Here is a 21,394-nt window from a genome sequence, read left to right as displayed (position 1 = left end):
GAGGAGTGTCATACCACCGCATGCCGGGCTGATCTCGCAAGCTATTAGTACGAATCCGTGATACCCCGAGGTACATGAGTCAGACCCGCGTTGCTGGCGTCCGATCGGTCGCCACCAGCGGGTCTGCGCGTCTTCTTCCGCGACCACGGCGACGGGCCCTCTTCTAGGCCCACCACTACTTCACCCCTCGTCCTCCGGTTCGTCTCGCTTCCAAGCACCGCTCGTCGTCTGTCGAGCGGACAGCTGAATCGACAGACACACCACACGCTACACCCACACACCAATCATGACAGACGGAAACGGCACCGTCGCGCTCGCCTTCTCCGGCGGGCTCGACACCACGGTCTGCGTCCCGCTGCTGAAAGAAGAGTACGGCTACGACGACGTCATCGGCGTCACCGTCGACGTCGGCCAGCCGAGCTACGAGTTCGACGAGGCCGAGGAGACGGCCGAGGCGCTCGGCCTCGACCACTACGTCGTCGACGCCACCGAGGAGTTCGCCGACCTCTGCCTCCAGGCGGTCAAGGCCAACGCCGACTACCAGGGCTACCCACTGGGCACCGCGCTCGCGCGCCCGGTCATCGCCAAGGCCATCCTCGACGTCGCCGAGCAACAGGGCTGTGCCGCCATCGCCCACGGCTGCACCGGCAAGGGGAACGACCAGCTCCGCTTCGAGGCGGTGTGGCGCGACTCCGACCTGGAGGTCATCGCCCCCGTCCGCGAACTCGGCCTCACCCGCGAGTGGGAGAACGAGTACGCCCAGGAGAAGGGCCTGCCCGTCGAGGGCGGCGACGGCGGCCGCTACTCCATCGACACGAACCTCTGGAGCCGCTCTATCGAGGGCTCCGAACTCGAAGACCCCGCCACGATTCCGGAGGACGACATCTACCTCTGGACCGAAAATCCGTCGGGCAAGGACGCGGAACTCGTCGACATCGAGTTCGAGGACGGCGAGGCCGTCGCCGTCGACGGCGAGGAACTCGGCTCCGTCGAACTCATCGAACGGCTCAACGAGCAGGCCGGCGCCCACGGCGTCGGTCGCACGGACATGATGGAAGATCGCATGCTCGGCCTCAAGGTGCGCGAGAACTACGAGCACCCCGCCGCGACGGTGCTGCTGACGGCTCACGAAGCGCTCGAAGGGCTCGTCCTCACCGCCGAGGAGCGCGAGTTCAAACAGCAGGTCGACCAACAGTGGTCCCAGAAGGGGTACCAGGGCCTCGTCGACGCACCCCTCACGGGCGCGCTGGAGGCGTTCATCGACGAGACCAACGAGCGCGTCACGGGCTCCGTCACGGTGAAGCTCGAAGGCGGCCACTGTCGCGCCGTCTCCCGCGAGTCGGCGTACTCCGTCTACAGCGAGTCGGCGGCCTCGTTCAACGAGGAGGCCGTCACCGGCTCCATCACCCAGGAAGACGCCACGGGCGTCGCCAAGTACCACGGCTTCCAGTCCCGCCTGGCGAACAAGGTGCTAGAGAAGGCAAAGGGCAAGAGCGAGGCCGTGACGGACGGATCGGGGATTAGCGCGGTCGGAGCGACCGACGGGAGCGAGACCGCGGAAAACGCGAACGGCGAAGCCGTGAGCGAGAGCGCGGTCGACCACGACTCGGAGGAATAGACAGATGAGCGACGGAGAGGACCAGACCGGCGCGAACGACGCGGGACGGGAGACGGCCGTCCGCCGCGACCGCTTCAGCGGCGGCCCCGCCCGCGCGTTCCTCTCCTCGCTCGAGGCCGACGAGCGCATCTTCCACGCCGACCTGGCCGTCGACCGCGCCCACGTCGTCATGCTCGCCGAACAGGGCATCGTCGAAGACGACACCGTCGGCGAGATTCTGCGCGCGCTGGACGACATCGAGGCCGACGGCCACGGCGCGCTCCCCGACGGCGAAGACGTCCAGGAGGCCATCGAGTCGGCGGTCATCGACCGCGTCGGTTCGGATGGCGGAAAGATGCACACCGCGCGCTCGCGCAACGACGAGGTAGCCGCGGACATCCGCTACCGCCTCCGCGAGGACCTGCTCGATACCATCGAGACGGTCGTGGAGGCCCGCGAGGAGCTGGTGGCCGTCGCGGCGGACCACACGGACACCGTGATGCCCGGCTACACCCACCTCCAGCCCGCCCAGCCGACGACGGTGGGCCACTGGGTCGCCTCCTACGAGCAGGCGCTGGCCCGCGACACCGAACGCCTGCTGGACGCCTACGGGCGAGTGAATCAGAATCCGCTGGGCGCCGGCGCGTTCGGCGGCGTCCCCTACGACGTCGACCGGGAGCGCACGGCAGAGTTGCTGGGATTCGACGGCGTGGTCGAGAACTCGATGGACGCCGTCTCGACGCGCGATTTCCTGGTCGAGACCAACGCCGCGCTCGCCACCCTCGCGACGACGCTGTCGGGAATGGCGGAGGACGTCATCGGCTTCGCCAGCAAGGGCCACGTCGAGGTGGCCGACGAGTACGCCTCGACGTCGTCGATCATGCCCCAGAAGAAGAACCCCGACACGATGGAACTCGTGCGCGGGCGCACCGGCGACGCGACGGCCGGGCTGAACGGCCTGCTCACGACGCTGAAGGGGCTGCCCCGCGCGTACAACCGCGACCTGCAGCGCGCGACCACCCACGTCTGGGGCGCGGTCGACGCCGTCACCGAGAGCGTCGAGGTGGCGACCGGCGCGGTGGCGACCGCCGAGTGGCCCGAGGACGTGCTGGCCGCAGCGGCCGGCGAGGGGTTCTCCACGGCCACGGGCGTCGCCGACCTGCTGGCGAAAGCGGGCATTCCGTTCCGCACCGCCCACGAGGTCGTCGCGACCGTCGCGGGCCGGGAGTTCGAGGGGCATGCGCCGTCCTACGAGGATCTCGACGCCGTCGCCCAGGACGTTCTGGGCGAGCCCCTCGACGTCCACGTCGATCGGTCGGCCGTCGAGGAGGCGCTGGACCCCGAAGCCAGCGTCGCGATGCGCGACTCCCGTGGCGGACCCGCCGCCGACGCCGTGACCGAACAACTGTCGGCGGCCGAACAGGCGCTGGACGACCACCGCGACGCCGTCGTCGCCGAACGGGAAGCGGTCGAATCCGCCGCCGAGACGCTCCAGACGGAGGTGGAGAGCCATGTGTGAGAAGGGGCTCCTCCGGCGACCACCGATCCGACCATCCCCGCGAGGGGAGATACTACCATATTCCTGATATAGGATGTCGCCGTGTTGCTGTAAAGTCCACTTTCTGACCGTTAGACGGTAGTACGCGTTACTAATCCATTCTGATAAGTTCGAAGGCTTTAAGTGGGTCGCTGATCGAATTGCGAGTACAATGCCAGAATGCGTCGAGTGTGGGGCCGAAGTCTCCCTGCACGAGGACCTCGAAGTCGGAGAGATCGTCGACTGTTCCACCTGCGGCGCCGAGCTCGAAGTGATCGGCGTCGACCCCGTCGAGCTCGACTCCGCGCCCGAGCTCGAGGAAGACTGGGGAGAGTAAGTCCGTCGTGACTACTCTCGCCGCACAGAGACAAAAATGAACGTAGGAATACTCTATTCGCGCATCCGCCAGGACGAGAAGCTCCTGCTCAACGAGCTTCGCGAGCGTGACCACGAGGTCACCAAGATCGACGTCCGGAAACAGCAGTTCAACATCGAGGACCCGCCCGAGATTTTCGACGGCGTGGACGTCGTCGTCGACCGCTGTCTCGCGACGAGTCGCTCCGTCTACGCGACGAAGTTCGTCGAGGCCTACGGCATTCCCGTGGTCAACGGACCCGAGACCGCCGAGATATGCGCCGACAAGGTCAAGAACAGTCTCGCGCTCGTGGAGGCCGGCGTCCCGACGCCCAACACCGACGTGGCGTTCACGAAGGACGCCGCCATGGCGTCCATCGAAGAGTTCGGCTACCCCTGCGTCCTCAAGCCCGTCGTGGGCTCGTGGGGTCGCCTGATGGCCAAGATCGACTCGAAGGACGCCGCCGAGGCCATCCTCGAACACAAGGAGACCCTGGGCCACTACGAGCACAAGATCTTCTACGTCCAGGAGTTCGTCGACAAGCCCGGCCGCGACATCCGCGTGCTGGCCACCGACGGCGAGCCCGTCGCCGCGATGGTGCGCGAGTCCGAACACTGGCTCACCAACGCCGCGAAGGGCGCCGACACGGACACCTTCGAACTCGACGACCGCGCGCTGGAACTCGTCGAGAAGGCCAGCGACTCCGTCGGCGGCGGCCTCCTGGGTATCGACCTGATGGAGACCGGCGTCGACGAGGACGGGAACCCCGAGGACTACACCGTCCACGAGGTCAACCACACGGTCGAGTTCAAGGCCCTCTCCGAGGTCACCGACGTCGACGTGCCCGCGAAGGTCGTCGACTGGCTGGAGACCAAGGTCGAGGAAGAAGCAGAAGCGGGCGAGGTGAGCGCATGACGTACACCGCCTCTGTCGTCGGCGGCTCCGGCTTCACCGGCGGCGAACTCCTCCGCATCCTCGACGGTCACCCCGAGTTCGAGATCGCACAGGCCACGAGTCGTTCGAAGGAGAACAAGACGGTGGGCCACTCCCACCCCAACCTCCGCCACCTGGATCTCCGCTTCACCAGCCCGGAGGACCTGGAGAGCGTGGACGTGCTGTTCGCCGGGACGCCCCACGGCGTCTCGATGGAGCACGTCGACGCCTTCCAGGACGCCGCGGACACCGTCGTCGACCTCTCGGCGGACTTCCGCCTCGACTCGGAAGAGCAGTACGACGAGTGGTACGACGGGCACACGCGCCCGGAACTGCTGGCGGAGTCTGAGTACGCGCTCCCCGAACTGAACCGCGAGAACCTGCCCGGCGCGGACCTGATCGCCTCCGGCGGCTGCAACGCCACGGCGACGATCATGGGCCTGTTGCCCCTGTTCGAACACGACATCCTCTCCGGCGACGAACAGATCGTCGTCGACGTGAAGGTCGGCTCCTCGGAGGGCGGCGCCGGCGGCGGCGAAGCCTCGAGCCATCCCGAGCGCTCGGGCGTCGTCCGCCCGTACGCGCCCACGGGCCACCGCCACGAGGCCGAGATCGAGCAGTTCCTCGGCGTCGACGTCTCCTTCACCGTCCACGCGGTGGACATGATCCGCGGCGCCGCGGCGACGTGCCATATCTTCCCCGACGGGCCCGTCTCGAAGGGCGACATGTGGGGGGCCTACCGCGGGAGCTACGAGGACGAACCGTTCGTCCGCATGGCCTCGGGCGGCGGTGGCGTCTACCGCTACCCCGAGCCCAAGGCCGTCGCGGGCACCAACTTCGCCGAGGTCGGCTTCGAGGTCGACGCCGCGAACAGGCGCCTCGTCGTCTTCTCGGCCATCGACAACATGATGAAGGGGTCGGCCGGCCAGGCTGTCCACGCCGCCAACGTCGCGCTCGGTCTCGAGGAGACGGCGGGCCTGGACTTTACCGGCTTCCACCCTGTCGGCGCGCCGTAAGCTGGAGGTGATTTTCGCATGACAATCGTTATCAAAGTCGGTGGCGCTCGTGCGGTCGACCCCGCTGGAGCGCTCGCTGACGTCAGTTCGCTCGTTGAGGACGGAGAAGACGTGGTCGTGGTCCACGGCGGTTCGACCGCCGTCGACGACACGCTCGAACGGCTCGGCATCGAGCCGACCTACGTCGAGACGCCGTCGGGCGTCGTCGGTCGATTCACGGACGAGGAGACGATGGAGGTGTTCGAGATGGTGTTCGGCCACCTGAACACCCAGCTCGTCGCCGGTCTACAGAGCCAGGGCGTCGACGCGGTCGGCCTCAGCGGCGTGGACGGGAAGCTGCTGCACGGCCCCCGCAAGTCCGCCGTCCGCGTCGTCGAGGACGGCAAGAAGAAGATCAAGCGCGGCGACCACTCCGGAACCATCCGCGAGGTCAACGTCGACCTGCTCGAATCGCTGTTCGACGGCGGGTACACGCCGGTGGCCTCGCCGCCGATGGCCGGGAAAGACGACGACGAAATCCTGCCAGTCAACACCGACGCCGACCGTTCCGCCGCGGCCATCGCCGCCGCGCTGGACGCGACGCTCGTCCTGCTGACCGACGTCGAGGGCATCTACGCGGACCCCGACGATTCCGAGACGCTCATCGAGTCGGTCGAGACGGGCGAGGAGTGGGAAGACCTTGAGGACGCCGCCGAGGGGTTCATGGGCCGCAAGGTCATGGCCGCCGAGGAGGCCCTCGACGGCGGTTCGCCGGAGGTCGTCGTCGCGGACGCGAACGCCGACGAACCCATCCTCTCGGCGCTCGACGGTGACGGGACGCACCTGTTGCAGGATGCACTCGCAGACCGCGAGGAGGCCGAACAATGACTGGATTCGTCTTCAACGAGAAACCCATTCAGATCGAGGAGGGCGACGGCGCCTACCTCTACGACGACAGCGGTACCGAGTACCTGGACATGGGCGCGAGCTACGCCTGCGTCCCGCTGGGGCACCGTCACGACGCCGTCGACGCCGCTGCGAAAGCACAGATTGACAAGCTGACCTACGTCCAGGCGTCGTATCCCAACTCCGCCCGCACCGAACTGTACGAGACGCTGGCAGAGTCGGCGCCCGATCCGATCGGCAAGGTGTGGCTCTGCAACTCGGGCACCGAGGCCAACGAGGCCGCGCTCAAGTTCGCCCGCAGCGCGACGGGCAACTCGAAGATAATCGCCGCGATGCAGAGCTTCCACGGGCGCACCATGGGCTCGCTCGCGGCCACCTGGAAGAGCAAGTACAAGAAGCCCTACGAGCCCCTGGCTGGCGACTTCGAGTTCGTTCCCTACGACGACCCCGAGGCAATGGCCGAGGCCGTCGACGACGAGACGGCCGCCGTCATCGTCGAGCCCGTCCAGGGCGAGGGCGGGATCAACCCCGCCTCCGCCGAGTACCTCGAAGCGGCCCGGGAGGCAACCGAAGAAGCGGGCGCGGCGCTGATATTCGACGAGGTCCAGACCGGGATGGGCCGCACGGGCTCGCTGTGGGCCTGCGAGCAGACCGGCGTCGTCCCGGACATGATCACGAGCGCCAAGGGACTCGCCAACGGGTTCCCCATGGGCGCGACGCTGTGTCGCGACTGGATCGCCGAGGAGTACGGGAGCCACGCCTCGACGTTCTCGGGCGGCCCCGTCGTTTCCGCTGCAGCCAACGCCACCGTCCAGACCATCGTCGAGGAGGACGTCCCCGCCCACGCCGAATCGGTCGGGAACTACCTGCAGGAGCGCCTGGAGGCGGAACTCGGCGACGACGTGCGCGAGGTCCGCGGCGAGGGGCTGATGGTCGGTGTCGAGGTGAAACGGGGGGCGATGCGCTACCTCAAACAGCTCGCGATGAGCCACCAGATTCTCGCGCTACCCGCCGGCCGGACCGTCGTTCGCCTGCTCCCGCCGCTGACCGTCACGCAGGACCAGGCCGACGAGGTCGTCGAGGCCCTCGTCGAGGTGATAGGATGAGCAGCGAGGCGGCCGAGAGTACCGCCACCGTCAGCGACGAGGAGGCCCGCGACCTCCTGGAGGCGGTCGTCCGCATCCCCTCGGTCACGCCCGACGAACGGGAGGCCGCCGAGCGCCTCGTCGAGTTCTTCGAGGACCACGGCCGCGAGGCCTGGCTCGACGACGTCGGCAACGTCCGCGCGCCCGCGGACGACGGCGTCCTCCTCACGTCCCATATCGACACCGTCCCCGGCGACATCCCCGTCCGCGTCGAGGAGAACGACGAGGGCGAGGCGGAGCTGTGGGGCCGCGGGTCGGTCGACGCCAAGGGGCCGCTGTGTGCGATGGCGGTCGCCGCCGTCCGCACCGGCGCCAGCTTTGTCGGCGTCGTCGGCGAGGAGGTCGACTCCCGCGGCGGGCGCTTCCTCGTCGAGGACCGCGAGGCCGAGCCCGACGCCGTGATCAACGGGGAGCCCTCCGGCTGGGAGGGGATCACGCTGGGGTACCGCGGCCTGCTCGCGGGCACCTACGTCGCCACTTCGGAGTCGGGCCACTCCTCGCGCCCCGAGAACAACGCCATTCAGGACGCCATCGACTGGTGGGCCGCCGTCGACGAGGAGTTCGAGCCCGACGACTGGATCCCCGTCTTCGAGCGCGTCACGACCAAGCCCGTCTCGATGGACGGAGGCATCTCCGACGACGGCCTCTCCGTCGAGGCGACGATGGACGTCCAGCTTCGGGTCCCCCCGGAGTACACCACCGAGGAAATCCGCGAGATCGCCGACGGCCACCTGACCAACGGTACCGTCCACTGGGACGACAAGGTCGAACCCGTCATGCAGAGCCCGCGGACCAGCGTCGCCCGTGCCTTCCGCGCGGCCATCCGCCAGCAGGGCGGCGACCCCACCCTGCTGCGCAAGACCGGGACCAGCGACATGAACGTCTTCGCCCAGTCCTGGGACTGCCCGATGGTCACGTACGGCCCCGGCGACTCCGACCTCGACCACGCGCCGAACGAACACATCGTCCTCGACGAGTACGACCGCTCGGTCGCCGTCCTCGAGGACGTCACCGACCGCCTGCTGGAGGACTGACCATGCAGCACTACCTCGACGTCGACGACCTGACGACCGACGAACTGACCGACGTGCTGGACCGCGCGGCGACTATCAAGTCGCTTGGCGGGGAGAACCGTCTCACCGGCCAGACGCTGGGGATGGTCTTCGAGAAGCCCTCGACGCGGACCCGGGTCTCCTTCGAGACCGGCATGACCCAGCTGGGCGGCCACGCCGTCTTCCTCGGCCCGGACGACATCCACCTGGGCCACGGCGAGCCCGTCAAGGACACCTCCCGGGCGCTCTCCCGGTACGTCGACTTCCTGATGGCGCGCGTCTTCGACCACGCGGACGTCGAAGAACTGGCCGAGTACGCCGACGTCCCAGTCGTCAACGGGCTCACCGACGACGCCCACCCCTGCCAGACGCTGGCCGACCTGCTCACCATCCGCGAGCACTTCGGCGACTTCGACGAGGTCAGGGTCGCCTGGGTCGGCGACGGCAACAACGTCTGCCAGTCCTTTGCCCTCGGCGCGGCGATGACCGGCCTCGACCTGACCGTCGCGACGCCGGAGGGCTACGGCGTCGACGAGAGCGTCCTCGACCGGGCCGAATCGGTCGGCGACGCCCCCGCCACGACCCACGACCCCGACGCCGCCATCGCCGACGCGGACGTCGTCTACACCGACGTCTGGGTCAGCATGGGCCAGGAAGACGAGCGCAGCGAGAAGCTGGAGGCCTTCGACGGCTTCCAGATATCCCCCGACGTGCTCGGTGACCGCACGCTGATGCACTGCCTGCCCGCCCACCGCGGCGAGGAGGTCACCGACGCCGCCATCGAGAGCGACAACGCCATCGTCTGGGACCAGGCGGAGAATCGGCTGCACGCCCAGAAAGGGTTGCTGGCCTGGCTGGCGGCGCAAGGGTAGGAACGGACCGAACGAAGTGAGGTCCGCCTTTTTCGCCCACGTTTTTCGAGGAGAGGTTCCCGCAGCGAACGCAGTGAGCGAGGAAACCCGACGAAGAAAAAGGTGGCTCGGGAGGGGTTGCTTGCGTGGCTGGCGGCGCAGAGCTAGTCTACTGGCCGAACGGAGTGAGGCCAGCTTTTCCGGTCCAGATTTTTCGAGGAGTGGTTTTTCGAGGAGTGGTAGAGTTATTAATTTCCAAATAGTTCTGTTTCCGTAACAGGAATGGTGGCCGTGGGAGTCGGTGTCACTGGCGCGGCCGACGACGAATCGGCCGGCGTCGCGGGAAATTATGGTCCGAGAATCCACGGCTACGGACGGCGAGCGGATCGAGCATCGAACGAACTGGCGGGTCGGCCGGCGACGGTTCGTCCGGACGGCCTTCGCGACCGCACCGCTCGGGACGGTCGGACTCGCGAGTGCCAGTGGAAGCGAGCGGGACGCAGCGGCGGGCGACGACTGTGGCGCCTTCCCACCCAGGTCGCGCACCGAGTGGGGTCCCTCGGTGAATCTGGGGGGCGGTGAGGCGCGGACGTTCACGACGGAGACTGCGTCGGGGACGCGCGTCCTGGGCGTCCTGATCGACCGCGCAGCACTCGACGACTTACCGTCGGCGGCGGCCCTCGCGGACTGCGACCGGTACGACGACAAGTACGGGCCCGACGGACTGGCGACGACGATACACGGGAAGCGCTCGCTGGAGTTCTTCGTCCCCTTCCCGGACGTCGAGGAGACGTCTATCAGGTTTCTCGGGCTGAACTGGAACCCCGGCGGGCATCCGCCGCCGGACGTCTACGGTGTTCCTCACTTCGACGTCCACTTCCACGCGCTGCCGATGGCCACCGTCGACGCCATCGAGGGCTTGCGACGGGCGACCCACGACGTGCCCACGACCCGGATACCGGAGGGCTTCTCGCGGGCGCCGGACCCGAAGGTCGGTGGTCCCGCCGTCGTCACCGACATGGGCGAACACCTGGTGAACCCCGATGCGCCGGAGTTTCACGGCGACCCGTTCGCGAATACGCTCATCTGGGGCGTCCACGACGCGGACGGCGACGGCGTCGCCGAACTCTCTTTCGTCGAGCCGATGGTCACGAGGGCGTATCTGACGGGCCTCTCCGCTACCCACGAGCGGCCGGTCCCACAGCCAGAAGACGCCCACGGGACCGGTCCGTGGCCGAGGACCTACGGCGTCCGGGACGTTCCGGGTCGGGACGCCGTCGCGATAACGGTCCGGGGATTCGACGGGGGCTGCTAGTCGTCGCGAGGCGACGCCACCTCCCGGTATCTCGCCCGGGGCCCCGTTCTCTTCCAGGGAACAGCGTCCCCGATCCCGGGACCAGAGGGGACGAGAACGTTAATTACGAACCGAGAAGTGTCGGGCGATACCCTAAACTTAAATATACTGGGAAAGAGGGTCTCTCTGGTATGGCAGAGGCACAAGCAGACGCGACAGGCGGCAGCGGCAACGAACAGCTGATAGCGCTCGTCCTCTCCTTCGTCATCCCCGGCGTCGGACAGCTCTATCAGGGCCGAAAGAAGGAAGGGATCGCGTTTTTCGGAGGTTTCGTGCTCGCGATCGTCCTCAGTATGGTACTGACGGTCGTCACGCTCGGTCTCGGTGCGATCCTCGTTCCCATCATCGTCGGCTCCGTCTGGGCGCTGGGCCTCTACGACACGTACGCCGAGTGGCTCGAACTGTAATCGAGGGGGCCTGACGACGGTTCGGTCAGTCCGACCGACTGTGATCTTTCTCGACCGACCAGCTACTGGAATCGGGCTCACGGCGAGTACCCGACGTGGACTCTGGTGACCTTCGGGTAACTGCGACGTTTACCACGCTGGAGACGGAACGTCGAGCCATGGCCGTCGATCCGTCCCCGGAGCGATTCCGCGACCTGATGCTCGACGACGAACCCGGGCTGTCCGAGGTGATGGCCTGCGTGTTCGGCATCCAGGAGCACGAAGTCAGGACCTACCGGACGCTGCTCGACAGCCCCGCGAGCACCGTCGAGGAACTCGCCGAGGAACTGGACCGCGACCGGAGCAACGTGAACCGGTCGCTGTCGACGCTGCGCGAGAAGGGGCTGGCCGACCGGGAGCGGCGCCTCCTCGACGGCGGCGGGCACGTCTACCAGTACTCCGCCACGCCCCTGGACGAGGCCCGGGAACTGATGCACGCGACCCTCGACGAGTGGGCCGCCTCCGTCCACGAGCGCATCGACGAGTTCGGCGACTGAGGGCCGGCCCACCGCGGACTTTTCTTTCCCCTGATCGTACGACAGCACATGGCACAGACGCTCGGCTTCACGGGTGACGTGATGCTCGGGCGGAACGTCGACGAGCGACAACGGAACCGTCCGGTGACGGCGGTGTGGGGCGACGTGCTGGAGCGGCTCCGGGGACTGGACGGGCTGTTCGTCAACCTGGAGTGTTGCCTGTCGACGCGGGGCCGGCCCTGGCGCCGGACCCACCGTCCGTTTCACTTCCGCGCGGATCCAGCGTGGGCCGTGCCCGCGCTCCGACAGGCCGACGTCGACTGGGCGAACCTCGCCAACAACCACCTGCTCGATTTCCAGGAAGAGGCCCTGCTCGACACCCTCGGCGCGCTTGACGAGGGTGACATCGCGCACTCGGGCGCCGGTCGAAACGAACGCGACGCGCGAGCGCCCGCCGTGGTCGACGTCGGCGAGGTGACGGTGGCGTTCGTCTCCCTCACCGACAACACGCCGGAGTACGCCGCCGGCCCCGAATCGCCGGGGGTCGCGCGGCTGGAACTGGACGTGGACGACGAAGCCAACCGGGCGGTCGCTCGATCGATGCTCGACCGGGCCAGAGAGTACGACCCGGACCTCCTCGTGGCGTCGCTGCACTGGGGTCCGAACATGGTCGAAGAACCGTTCGAGAGTCACGTGCGCTGGGGCCGATGGCTGCTTTCCGAGGGCGTCGACGTCGTCCACGGCCACAGCGCCCACGTGTTCGAGGCCGTCGAGGCGAGGGACGACGGCCTGCTACTGTACGACTGCGGGGACTTCGTCGACGACTACCGGGTCGACGAAGAGTTGCGCAACGACCGGAGCTTCCTGTTCGAACTGACCGTCGACGACCGCGCCACGCCGGTGAGATTACGGCTGGTTCCAGTCGAAATAAGGGGGTGTCAGGTTCACCTGGCGACCGGGGACGCGGCCCGGTGGTGTCGCGAGACGATGCACGAGCGGTCCCGCGGGTACGACACCGAGTTCGAACGCGAGGGGGAGTCGCTGGCGGTCGAACTGTAGCCCGGACGGTCTATCGGTCGGCTTTATTGTCGTCGCACTTGCAGGTCGTCCATGGCGCCCTCCATCCGAACCCTGGCGCGGGGGTTCGCGGCGGTGTTTAGCTCGCTCGTCCTGCTCGGTCCGCTGGCGTTCGTCGCGCTCGTCGGCGCGCCGGCGATACTGCTGGAAGCGACTGGACTCGTCGTTCCCGACCCCGTTACGCTCGCTTGGACCGGGACGAGCGCCGTAGCGGCGCTGTGGCTGGCTGCCGAGGGAGCCGCGGTACAGTTGTACGGCCTCGACGTCGTCGACCGCGGCGGTCCCCAACAGCGGGCGGCCCGGTACTGCCTCGTCGGGGTGACGACCGTCGCCGCGCTCGTCGTCGCCGTCCGGTTCCTGCTCCTGGCGATTCCGTGGGCCGTCGAGGAGGGCGGCGTTTTCGCTCAGCTCCTGGGCATCGCCATCGTCCTCGCGCTACTGGCCGCCCTCTATCGGACCGCCAGCGCGGCACGGCGTGGCTACGTGAGCGTTCGCAGACACGGAAATGGAGAGTCAGACGCTCCGCAGCGCTAACCGCCCCACTTTTTGCCGCAGGGGGTCTGGCCCAACGTAATGGCCGAACTGGAACTCACGGACGACGTGCCGTCGGTCGCCGACGACGGCGTCTGGCTGACCTGCATCGAGTGCGGCGAGGACTTCGCACCCTTCGACGCCATCCGGTACACCTGCGACGAGTGCGACGGACTGCTCGAGGCGCGCTACGCCGACCTGCCAACCTGGGACGACTTCGAGGGCGAGGGCGTCTGGCGGTACAACGCCGCGCTACCGTTCGAGGAGGGCGTGACCCTGCCGGAGGGACACACGCCGCTCCATCGCGTTCCCCGCCTCGAAGACGACGTCGGCGTGAGCGCGCTGCGGATCAAACACGAGGGGATGAACCCCACCGGGTCGTTCAAGGACCGCGGGATGACCGTCGGGGTCCGGGTCGCTCAGGAACTGGGCGTGGGTCGGCTGGCCTGCGCGTCGACGGGGAACACCTCCGCCGCGCTGGCGGCCTACGGCGCCCGTGCGGACCTGGAGACGCTCGTTCTCCTGCCCGCCGGGAAGGTCGCCGCCGGCAAGGTCGCCCAGGCGTCGCTCCACGGCGCCCGCATCCTGGAGGTCGACGGCAACTTCGACCAGTGCCTCGACATCGTTCAGGACCTCGCCTCCCGCGGCGAGGCGTACCTCCTGAACTCGCTGAACCCCTTCCGACTGGAGGGCCAGAAGACCATCGGCCTGGAGTTCATGGAACAGTTCTTCGCCGACTACGAGACCTATCCCGACCGCATCGTCCTGCCCGTCGGCAACGCCGGCAACACCGCGGCGCTGTACAAGTGCTTCCGCGAACTCCGCAAGGCCGGCGCTATCGAGGAGGGAGACGTCCCCAAGATCACCGGCGTCCAGGCCGAGGGCTCGGCGCCGATGGTCGAGGCCGTCCAGGAGGGCAACGACGAGGTCCGGCGCTGGGACGAGGTCGAGACCATCGCGACGGCTATCCGCATCGGCAACCCCGTCAACGCGCCCAAGGCGCTCCCGGGCATCCGCGAGACGGGCGGCACCGCCGTCGCCGTCAGCGACGAGGAGATAACGTCGGCCCAGCGCGACCTCGCCGAGGAAGGCGTCGGCGTCGAACCCGCCTCCGCCGCCAGCGTCGCCGGCCTCCGAAAACTCCGCGAACAGGGCGTCGTCGATTCCGACGAGAACGTCGTCTGCCTGACCACGGGCCACCTGCTCAAGGACCCCGACGCCGCCGCCAAGGCCGGCGTCGACCCCGAACCCGTCCCCAACGACACCGACGCCGTGCTGGACCACCTGGCTGGAAACTGACCGGCAGCCCGAATCACGCCAGCCGGCGTTTCGACCCCAAATTTCCGCCGCGCTCGCGAAGGATTTTACGTACCGGCGCAGATACGAACGTCATGAGCGCGTTGTACAGCGCTGTCGAATGGTCACTGTTTCTGCTCGGGCTCACCTCCCTACTCACGTGGACGGCCATGGACTCGGCGGTACGAGATGGTGTCAGCACTCACTTCTGGACTGCATCCGCCCTCTTCCTCCCCGCTGTGATTTTCTACGCCGTATTCGTTCGGACGCGCCATCCACGTCGTCGGACGCCGACGAGACTCGAACGTGCGGCTCTCAGTCTTGCTATTGCCATCCTGGGCTGGAGACTTCTGGAACTATGGTACGCTGCCGCCGTTCCGAGGAATACAACCATCGCTGTAATCACCCTGTTTTCGATTCTGTCGTTTGCAGCGACGGTGTACGTCTCGCTGGGAGCCTTCTGGCCACGGAATCCGGAGTCATCGGCGAAGGGGAACCCAGACAGCCAGTAGAGAACTCTGGTGGAATTTCCATCTGGCGCGCGCTGTCGCGGCCTCCGGGCCGCGACGAAGCCGTGCGAGGGATGAGCATCGCAGCCTGCGAGAAGCGCAATCGGTTGGGGAGGCGTGTGGCGGTCCGCTGTGCCGTGCTGTCCTGGTGTCCTCGTGAGCGAAGCGAACGAGGGCGCAGGAGAGCTTGCTCTCCTGGTGGAATGAAAGGGCGAGGGCCGGTGGCCGAAGCACGGCGATGTAAGCACCGCAGCCGACAGGCGAGGAGCGCAGCGAGCCGCGCGAGGCGAGCGGGCCGAGGGCTTTCGACGTCGTTGTCGGAGTGCCGTTGACTTCGACTGGGCGGGCAGAGGTTTTCCGCAAACATCCCGAGAATCGCCACACGTAACGCAGATTACGTACCATGTGACGCGCGTCCGACGCGGTTTTTTGTAGTCACCTGTGGTACACACTAGCGTGTCCTCGAACGCTTCGACCGCCGAGAATGGGGTCTCGGACGAATCAGCCACCATCCCAGTCGCTACCGGCCGAATAGATACCACCGACACCCGGACCAAGTTCGACGTCGAGCGGGAAATCCTCTGTAACTACATCGAGGAACTGGAGCGAGAACTCGTTCGCGAACGCCAGCGCAGAGACCAGGTCATCGACCACTACGAGCAGTTGCTGGACGCCGAGCGGCAGACGGAGAACGAATCGACGGGCTTGCTTCGCGGCCTCTTCTGAGTCGCGAGGAACGGCCCCAGTCGGACCATTTTCGACGTTTCCCGGTCGCTACTCGCTGCGGTACTGACTGATGGCTATCAACCCGACGAGCACCAGAACACCGATCGTCTCGGTCCTGGCAGTCCGCACGGCAACGACGAGGACCAACAGGAATGTCGCGAGCAGTAACAACAAGGCCGCGTCGAGGCGGTGACGGAGGGCGTCGTCCATGCGGGCGCGTCGAACAGCGCGGAAAAATCGGTTCCGGTGCGGACCGACCCCTGTGGCCGGCTAAATCCTCGTCTCTCAGGCGCCGTTGAGCGAGATGTGCTTCGTCTCGATGATGCGCTCGTCGTCGTTGAGCCGTGCGAGCACGTCGTCGGTGGGTTCCTCGTCGAGGTTGTACACCGAGAGGGCCTCGCCGCCGATGGTGCCGCGGCCGTTGAACATCCCGGCGATGTTGATGCCGGCCTCGCCCAGCACCGTCCCGATAAAGCCGATGACGCCGGGGGCGTCCTCGTTGCGGGCGACGAGCATGTGGCCGTGGGGGATGGCGTCGACGCGGTAGCCGTCGATGCGGACGATGCGTTCGTCGTCGCCGGCGAACTGGGTGCCGCTGACCTGGACGCTGTCCTCGCCGTCGCCGACTTCGACGGTGATCAGGCTCTGGAAGTCCTCGGCCTGGTTGGTCTTGGTCTCGGTGACTTCGATGCCGCGGTTCTCGGCGATGCCCTGGGCGTTGACGCCGTTGACGCTGCCGACGAGGGGTTCGAGGACGCCCTTGAGTGCGCTGGCGGTGACGAGTTCGACGTCCTCCTCGGCGATGTCGCCGGCGTAGGTGACGTCGACGTTCTCGACGCGGCCGTCGAACAGCTGGACGGCGACCTTGCCGGCGGTCTCCGTGAGGCCGATGTAGGGCCGGATGCGGCTGAAGACGGCCTCGTCGACGGAGGGGGCGTTGAGTGCGTTGACGACCGGTTCGTCCTCGAACGCGGCGAGGATCTGGTCGGCGGTCGAGGTGGCGACGCCCACCTGGGCGGCCTCCGTCGAGGCGCCGAGGTGCGGGGTCACGATGACGTCGTCGACGTCCAGCAGCGGGCTGTCCTCGGGGAGCGGTTCCTCGGCGAAGACGTCGATGGCGGCGCCCTTGAGGATGCCGTCCGCGACGGCCTCGGCGAGGGCGGGCTCGTCGATGATGCCGCCGCGGGCGCAGTTGACGACGTAGCCGTCCTCGAGCTGGGCGAGTTCCTCCTCGCCGATCATGTCCTCCGTCTCCGGCGTCAGCGGCGTGTGGATGGTGAGGAAGTCCGCCGCTTCGAGGCAGTCGTCGAGGTCCTCGACGAGTTCGGCGTTGAACTGCTCGGCGCGCTCCTCGCTGATGTAGGGGTCGAAGGTGACGACGTCCATCCCCAGATTACCGAGGCGCTTGGCGACCTCCTGGCCGACGCGGCCGAAGCCGACGACGCCCAGCGTCTTGTTGTTGACCTCGGTGCCGAGGTAGTCGCCCTTGGCCCACTCGCCGTCCTTGAGTCGGTCGTGGGCCTGCGGGATCGAGCGGGCGGTGGCGAAGGCCATCGCGACGGAGTGTTCCGCGGCGGCGCGGACGTTGCCCTCCGGCGCGTTGGCGACGATGACGCCGTGGTCGGTGGCGGCGTCGATGTCGATGTTGTCGACGCCGATGCCGGCCCGGCCGACGATGACCAGATCCGGCGCGGCGGCCAGCACTTCCTCGGTGACTTCGGTGCCCGAGCGGACGATCAGTGCGTTCGCGTCGGCGACCGCGTCCAGCAGTGCCTCCCCTTCCACGTCGTAGGCGGTCTCGACGTCGTGGCCCGCCTCTCGCAGGCGGTCGAGACCCGCGTCAGCGATCGGATCTGTAACGAGTACGTTCATGTGCGTGGAATCTGTGGGGGAAGGGATAACGCTTGTTTTTTGAGAGGCGTCGAGCGTAGCGAGGGGCCTCGACAATGCGAGCGGGAGCGAACGCAGTGAGCGACACGCGAGCCGGCTGGGGCCGACCGAAGGGAGGGCCCAGCGAATGTGCGAACGGTGAGCGAAGCGAGCCGTGAGCCGGCCGGGGCTGAGCGGTGGACGGCGCCGACCGGAGGGAGGGGCCGCCGAAGAACGAGCGGCGCTAGCCGCGAGTAGCGAAGGCCCGGCGAACGAGCGAGCGGGAGCGCTAGCGACACGCGAGCAGCGAGCCGTGAACGCCGGCCCACGACGTACTCGGTCCCGAGTACCTCTGGACCACCAGGGTCCCGGCGTCGCGTCGCTCGGCGATAGACGTCACTGCCGAAGTCGGACACCGAAAAAACGGACAGCGACGGGAGTGACCCGTCCGAAGAACGGTAGGTTACCGCCAGGCCGGCAGCGAGGCGGCGTCGGCGAGTGGCGCCGTCAGATACGCGCCGTCGGTGCTTACGTCGGCGATGATGAGCGTATTCTCCTGGCCGGTTTCGACGGAAGCCATGACGTCTGCATCGGTTGCCGCCTCGGTCTTTGCTACCGTGTTCGACTCCATGTATGACAATGTGTAACACCCATATATAAGAATGTCGAAATCCGGGGACGGGCGTAAGTTTTGCGTCGGACGAACGGCTGACTCAACGGGATATTGCGGTAATATATGCCCACAACAGGGTTCAGTACCCTCGTGTGAAGTGGTAACGAACCAGTCCTCAGCCCGCGCACGCTCGGTGATCACCTGAGCGACCCACAGACCGGGGTGGCCGTGTAGTCCGCAGTTGCGGTTGCGGTGAAGTGGCGGTACGGTCGGCACCAGCGCAGCACCCGGTCGCGAGGCGGAGCCGAGCGACCGGTCTTTTTCGCCCACGTTTTTCGAGGAGTGGTTCGCGCGGAGCGCGAACCCGACGTTCACGAGAGCGGAGCTCTCGTGCAGCCCGTCAGAAATCTTCGATTTCTGAGGACGACGAAAAAGGTGGGGTCGGAAGGTTAGGACTTTGTACGTGGGGGCGGTGAATCGCAACATGAACGTCGCAGACGCCATGACGCCCCGCTCGGAGGTCGTGACTGTCGAGATTCCGGGCACCCGCGCCGACGTGCTGGAGTACCTCCAGGAGCGCAAGTTCTCATCGGTTCCGATCATCAAGCAGACTGACGACGGCGAACAGTTCCGCGGACTGGTCTCCCGCGAGTCGCTGATCGAACAGCCCGACGAGGACCAGCTGGCGCTACTCATCGAGGAGACGCCCACCGTCACCGCCGACGCGAGCATCGAACACGTCGCGGCCGTGATGGCCGCCGAGGAAGCACGTCGGGTCCCCGTCGTCGACGGGAAGCTCGAGGGGATCGTCACCGTCACCGACGTCATCCGCGCCATCGCCACCGGGAACGCCGACGGCGACACGGACGTCGGCGAACTCGCTCGCCGGTACGTCAACTGCGTCTACGCCGGGACGCCCCTGCCCGTCGCCGAGCAGGAGCTGTTCCACGCCGACGTCCCCTACGGCGTCGTCCTGGACGACGACGGGGAGACCTGCGGGATGATCACCGAGGTCGACATCATCGACGTCGCTCGGGTCGTCGAAGGCGAGGCCCAGACGGGCGACTCGATGGCCGGTGACGACGACGACTGGAAGTGGGAGTCGATCAAGGCCGTCGGCAGCCGGTACATGCCGACGCGGAACGTCGAGATCCCGGCCAAACCGGTCCGGGAGTTCATGACCGCGGATCTCGTCACCATCGGCGAGCGCCGGACCGCACGCGAGGCCGCACAGATGATGATCGAAGAGGACGTCGAACAGATTCCGCTCGTCTCGGGCGACCAGCTCGTCGGCATCGTCCGTGACATGGATCTCCTGGAGGGTCTATGACGGACGACGCCGAACGAGACGCGGACGGCCGACGGCTCGTCGAACTGGCCAAGCGCCGCGGCTTCTTCCTCCAGTCGGCGGGCGCCTACGGCGGCGTCTCGGGCTTTTACACTTTCGGTCCCCAGGGCGCGGCGCTGAAACAGGCCATCGAGGACACCTGGCGCGACCGGTTCACCATCCAGGAGGGCAACATGGAGGTCGACGCGCCGACCGTCATGCCCGAACCAGTCTTCGAGGCGTCGGGCCACCTCGACGGCTTCGACGACATGCTCGTCGAGTGCCCGGAGTGCGGCGAGAGCCACCGGGCAGACCACGTCGTCGAGGACAACACCGACCTGGAGGACGCCGAGGCCCTGCCCGTCGAAGAGGTCGAGGAGCTCATCGCCGAGTACGAACTCGTCTGTCCCAACTGCGGGGCGGGCCTCGCCGGCCAGGCCGTCGAGGACTTCAATCTCATGTTCGAGACGAACATCGGACCGGGCTCCTCGGACCCGGGCTACCTGCGCCCGGAGACGGCGCAGGGCATCTTCATCGAATTTCCCCAGCTGGCCGAGTACGCCCGCAACCAGCTCCCCTTCGGCGTCACCCAGATCGGGCGGGCCTACCGGAACGAGATTTCCCCCCGCAAGTCGCTCCTGCGGGTCCGGGAGTTCACCCAGGCCGAACTGGAGCTGTTCATCGACCCCGAGGAGGATGAACCGGACCTCGGTCCCGTCGAAGACGTCACCGCACCGTTCTACCCGGCGACCGAACAGGAAGCCGACGACGGCGATCCCTACGAAGCGACGATCCGCGAGGTCGTCGAGGAGGGCGTCGTCGGCAACCCCTGGATCGCCTACTACCTCGGCCTCGCGAAGCAGTGGTACGACCGGATCGGCGTGGACATGGACCGGTTCCGGTTCCGCCAGCACCTCCCCGGCGAACTCGCCCACTACTCGGCGGACTGCTGGGACGCCGAGGGCGAGGTGGACGGCGACTGGATCGAACTCGGCGGCTTCTCCTACCGGTCGGACTACGACCTCTCGAAGCACGACGAACACTCCGACGAGGACTTCACGGTGTTCAAGCAGTACGACGAACCGATTACCACCGAGAAGGCCCTCGTCGACCCGGACATGAGCTACCTCGGGCCGGAGTTCGGCGGCGCGGCACAGGACGTCGCCGACGCGCTGGCTGCCCTGGCCGAACGGAACCCCGCGGCGTTCGAGGAAGCGGGAGAAGACGGGGACGTGACGGTCGAAGTGGACGGCGAGGAGCACGACGTCCCCGTCTCCCAGACCGACTTCAGCGTCGAGGAGGTCACCGAGTCGGGCGAGCACGTCACGCCCCACGTCGTCGAGCCCTCGCTCGGTATCGACCGGGCGCTGTACACCGTCCTCGACCACACGTACCGCGCGGACGAGATCGACGGCGAGGAGCGGACGTTCCTCGAACTGCCCCCGGAGGTCGCCCCGACGACCGTCGGCGTCTTCCCGCTGATGGACAGAGATGGCCTCGGGGAGAAAGCGCGAGCCATCGCCCGCGAACTGCGGGAGGCGGGCCTCTCGGTCACCTACGACGACGCCGGCGCCATCGGCCGCCGGTATCGCCGGCAGGACGAAGTCGGCACGCCGTTCTGCGTCACCGTCGACTACACCACTATCGGGGAGGGCCGGGACGACGACGAGGGGGAACCAGGGACCGTCACCGTCCGCGAGCGCGACACCACCGCACAGCGGCGGATTCCGGTCGAAGATCTCGCCGAGACGCTGACCGCGCTGCGGGACGGCGACCTGTCGTTCGACGACCTCTGAGGC

The 21,394-nt window shown here is 67.4% G+C and carries 22 protein-coding genes; 19 read left to right on the top strand and 3 right to left on the bottom strand.

Going from position 1 to position 21,394, the window contains the following annotated elements:
- Window positions 1–286 precede the first annotated feature (286 nt).
- From BM337_RS00960 to BM337_RS00880, 17 genes are all read left to right on the top strand, one after another.
- The gene (locus BM337_RS00960) at window positions 287–1,618 is read left to right on the top strand and encodes an argininosuccinate synthase (RefSeq protein ID WP_089813027.1); all 1,332 of its coding nucleotides are present in this window, start codon (window positions 287–289) and stop codon (window positions 1,616–1,618) included.
- Between the two features lie 4 nt (window positions 1,619–1,622).
- Window positions 1,623–3,116 carry an argininosuccinate lyase gene (gene argH / locus BM337_RS00955; RefSeq protein ID WP_089813025.1) on the top strand — a complete coding sequence of 498 codons (1,494 nt, stop codon included), beginning with the start codon at window positions 1,623–1,625 and terminating at the stop codon, window positions 3,114–3,116.
- 190 nt (window positions 3,117–3,306) lie between these two features.
- Window positions 3,307–3,471 (top strand): lysine biosynthesis protein LysW, encoded by a 165-nt coding sequence (gene lysW, locus BM337_RS00950; RefSeq protein WP_089813023.1) that lies wholly within the window; start codon window positions 3,307–3,309, stop codon window positions 3,469–3,471.
- Window positions 3,472–3,507: 36 nt separating this feature from the next.
- On the top strand, window positions 3,508–4,404 hold the full coding sequence (gene lysX, locus BM337_RS00945) for a lysine biosynthesis protein LysX (protein WP_089813020.1): 897 nt from the start codon (window positions 3,508–3,510) through the stop codon (window positions 4,402–4,404).
- Window positions 4,401–5,438, top strand: a complete 1,038-nt coding sequence (argC, locus tag BM337_RS00940) for an N-acetyl-gamma-glutamyl-phosphate reductase (RefSeq protein WP_089813019.1) — start codon at window positions 4,401–4,403, stop codon at window positions 5,436–5,438. Before lysX ends, argC begins: the two co-directional genes overlap by 4 nt.
- Window positions 5,439–5,456: 18 nt before the next feature.
- Entirely contained in the window at window positions 5,457–6,305 is an 849-nt protein-coding gene (locus tag BM337_RS00935; protein WP_089813017.1) for an acetylglutamate/acetylaminoadipate kinase, read from the top strand.
- Entirely contained in the window at window positions 6,302–7,429 is a 1,128-nt protein-coding gene (locus tag BM337_RS00930) for an aspartate aminotransferase family protein (RefSeq protein ID WP_089813015.1), read from the top strand. Before BM337_RS00935 ends, BM337_RS00930 begins: the two co-directional genes overlap by 4 nt.
- A complete protein-coding gene (locus tag BM337_RS00925; RefSeq protein WP_089813013.1) occupies window positions 7,426–8,502 on the top strand; it encodes a [LysW]-lysine hydrolase in 1,077 nt (358 codons plus the stop codon). Before BM337_RS00930 ends, BM337_RS00925 begins: the two co-directional genes overlap by 4 nt.
- A 2-nt stretch (window positions 8,503–8,504) precedes the next feature.
- Complete coding sequence (argF, locus tag BM337_RS00920) at window positions 8,505–9,392, top strand: ornithine carbamoyltransferase (RefSeq protein ID WP_089813011.1); 888 nt, start codon at window positions 8,505–8,507, stop codon at window positions 9,390–9,392.
- A gap of 328 nt (window positions 9,393–9,720) precedes the next feature.
- On the top strand, window positions 9,721–10,686 hold the full coding sequence (locus BM337_RS00915; RefSeq protein WP_218155500.1) for a hypothetical protein: 966 nt from the start codon (window positions 9,721–9,723) through the stop codon (window positions 10,684–10,686).
- Window positions 10,687–10,856: 170 nt separating this feature from the next.
- Window positions 10,857–11,132 (top strand): hypothetical protein, encoded by a 276-nt coding sequence (locus BM337_RS00910; RefSeq protein WP_089813009.1) that lies wholly within the window; start codon window positions 10,857–10,859, stop codon window positions 11,130–11,132.
- Between the two features lie 158 nt (window positions 11,133–11,290).
- Window positions 11,291–11,668 carry a helix-turn-helix domain-containing protein gene (locus BM337_RS00905; RefSeq protein ID WP_089813007.1) on the top strand — a complete coding sequence of 126 codons (378 nt, stop codon included), beginning with the start codon at window positions 11,291–11,293 and terminating at the stop codon, window positions 11,666–11,668.
- A gap of 48 nt (window positions 11,669–11,716) precedes the next feature.
- Window positions 11,717–12,706: a CapA family protein gene (locus BM337_RS00900; RefSeq protein WP_089813005.1), complete on the top strand. Its 990-nt coding sequence runs from the start codon at window positions 11,717–11,719 to the stop codon at window positions 12,704–12,706.
- 51 nt (window positions 12,707–12,757) lie between these two features.
- Window positions 12,758–13,258, top strand: coding sequence for a hypothetical protein (locus BM337_RS00895; RefSeq protein ID WP_089813003.1), 501 nt, complete (start codon window positions 12,758–12,760; stop codon window positions 13,256–13,258).
- Window positions 13,259–13,297: 39 nt separating this feature from the next.
- Window positions 13,298–14,554 (top strand): threonine synthase, encoded by a 1,257-nt coding sequence (thrC, locus tag BM337_RS00890; RefSeq protein WP_089813001.1) that lies wholly within the window; start codon window positions 13,298–13,300, stop codon window positions 14,552–14,554.
- A gap of 92 nt (window positions 14,555–14,646) precedes the next feature.
- Window positions 14,647–15,063, top strand: coding sequence for a hypothetical protein (locus BM337_RS00885; RefSeq protein WP_089813000.1), 417 nt, complete (start codon window positions 14,647–14,649; stop codon window positions 15,061–15,063).
- A 453-nt stretch (window positions 15,064–15,516) separates the two neighbouring features.
- A complete protein-coding gene (locus tag BM337_RS00880) occupies window positions 15,517–15,786 on the top strand; it encodes a hypothetical protein (RefSeq protein ID WP_089812998.1) in 270 nt (89 codons plus the stop codon).
- Window positions 15,787–15,834: 48 nt separating this feature from the next.
- Here BM337_RS00880 and BM337_RS20860 read toward each other — a convergent pair whose 3' ends face one another.
- From BM337_RS20860 to BM337_RS20855, 3 genes are all read right to left on the bottom strand, one after another.
- On the bottom strand, window positions 15,835–15,996 hold the full coding sequence (locus BM337_RS20860) for a hypothetical protein (protein WP_177227088.1): 162 nt from the start codon (window positions 15,994–15,996) through the stop codon (window positions 15,835–15,837).
- Window positions 15,997–16,071: 75 nt separating this feature from the next.
- Entirely contained in the window at window positions 16,072–17,658 is a 1,587-nt protein-coding gene (serA, locus tag BM337_RS00875; RefSeq protein WP_089812996.1) for a phosphoglycerate dehydrogenase, read from the bottom strand.
- Between the two features lie 460 nt (window positions 17,659–18,118).
- Window positions 18,119–18,286: a DUF7556 family protein gene (locus tag BM337_RS20855; RefSeq protein WP_177227100.1), complete on the bottom strand. Its 168-nt coding sequence runs from the start codon at window positions 18,284–18,286 to the stop codon at window positions 18,119–18,121.
- Window positions 18,287–18,752: 466 nt separating this feature from the next.
- Here BM337_RS20855 and BM337_RS00870 point away from each other — a divergent pair, with 466 nt between their 5' ends.
- Window positions 18,753–19,598: a CBS domain-containing protein gene (locus tag BM337_RS00870; RefSeq protein WP_089812994.1), complete on the top strand. Its 846-nt coding sequence runs from the start codon at window positions 18,753–18,755 to the stop codon at window positions 19,596–19,598.
- The gene (gene glyS / locus BM337_RS00865) at window positions 19,595–21,391 is read left to right on the top strand and encodes a glycine--tRNA ligase (RefSeq protein ID WP_089812992.1); all 1,797 of its coding nucleotides are present in this window, start codon (window positions 19,595–19,597) and stop codon (window positions 21,389–21,391) included. The genes BM337_RS00870 and glyS overlap by 4 nt, the downstream gene beginning before the upstream one ends.
- Window positions 21,392–21,394 lie beyond the last annotated feature (3 nt).

Origin of the sequence: Halomicrobium zhouii (assembly GCF_900114435.1) — an archaeon.
In the GTDB taxonomy this organism is placed as follows: Archaea; Halobacteriota; Halobacteria; order Halobacteriales; family Haloarculaceae; genus Halomicrobium; species Halomicrobium zhouii.
Note: the sequence above shows the minus strand (reverse complement) of the source record. Positions and strands in the feature narration are given on the sequence as shown.

Coding starts and splice junctions, on each gene's coding strand:
- BM337_RS00960 (WP_089813027.1), top strand. CDS start 287: ATGACAGACGGAAACGGCACCGTCGCGCTCGCCTTCTCCGGCGGGCTC.
- argH (WP_089813025.1), top strand. CDS start 1,623: ATGAGCGACGGAGAGGACCAGACCGGCGCGAACGACGCGGGACGGGAG.
- lysW (WP_089813023.1), top strand. CDS start 3,307: ATGCCAGAATGCGTCGAGTGTGGGGCCGAAGTCTCCCTGCACGAGGAC.
- lysX (WP_089813020.1), top strand. CDS start 3,508: ATGAACGTAGGAATACTCTATTCGCGCATCCGCCAGGACGAGAAGCTC.
- argC (WP_089813019.1), top strand. CDS start 4,401: ATGACGTACACCGCCTCTGTCGTCGGCGGCTCCGGCTTCACCGGCGGC.
- BM337_RS00935 (WP_089813017.1), top strand. CDS start 5,457: ATGACAATCGTTATCAAAGTCGGTGGCGCTCGTGCGGTCGACCCCGCT.
- BM337_RS00930 (WP_089813015.1), top strand. CDS start 6,302: ATGACTGGATTCGTCTTCAACGAGAAACCCATTCAGATCGAGGAGGGC.
- BM337_RS00925 (WP_089813013.1), top strand. CDS start 7,426: ATGAGCAGCGAGGCGGCCGAGAGTACCGCCACCGTCAGCGACGAGGAG.
- argF (WP_089813011.1), top strand. CDS start 8,505: ATGCAGCACTACCTCGACGTCGACGACCTGACGACCGACGAACTGACC.
- BM337_RS00915 (WP_218155500.1), top strand. CDS start 9,721: ATGGTCCGAGAATCCACGGCTACGGACGGCGAGCGGATCGAGCATCGA.
- BM337_RS00910 (WP_089813009.1), top strand. CDS start 10,857: ATGGCAGAGGCACAAGCAGACGCGACAGGCGGCAGCGGCAACGAACAG.
- BM337_RS00905 (WP_089813007.1), top strand. CDS start 11,291: ATGGCCGTCGATCCGTCCCCGGAGCGATTCCGCGACCTGATGCTCGAC.
- BM337_RS00900 (WP_089813005.1), top strand. CDS start 11,717: ATGGCACAGACGCTCGGCTTCACGGGTGACGTGATGCTCGGGCGGAAC.
- BM337_RS00895 (WP_089813003.1), top strand. CDS start 12,758: ATGGCGCCCTCCATCCGAACCCTGGCGCGGGGGTTCGCGGCGGTGTTT.
- thrC (WP_089813001.1), top strand. CDS start 13,298: ATGGCCGAACTGGAACTCACGGACGACGTGCCGTCGGTCGCCGACGAC.
- BM337_RS00885 (WP_089813000.1), top strand. CDS start 14,647: ATGAGCGCGTTGTACAGCGCTGTCGAATGGTCACTGTTTCTGCTCGGG.
- BM337_RS20860 (WP_177227088.1), bottom strand. CDS start 15,996: ATGGACGACGCCCTCCGTCACCGCCTCGACGCGGCCTTGTTGTTACTG.
- serA (WP_089812996.1), bottom strand. CDS start 17,658: ATGAACGTACTCGTTACAGATCCGATCGCTGACGCGGGTCTCGACCGC.
- BM337_RS20855 (WP_177227100.1), bottom strand. CDS start 18,286: ATGGAGTCGAACACGGTAGCAAAGACCGAGGCGGCAACCGATGCAGAC.
- BM337_RS00870 (WP_089812994.1), top strand. CDS start 18,753: ATGAACGTCGCAGACGCCATGACGCCCCGCTCGGAGGTCGTGACTGTC.
- glyS (WP_089812992.1), top strand. CDS start 19,595: ATGACGGACGACGCCGAACGAGACGCGGACGGCCGACGGCTCGTCGAA.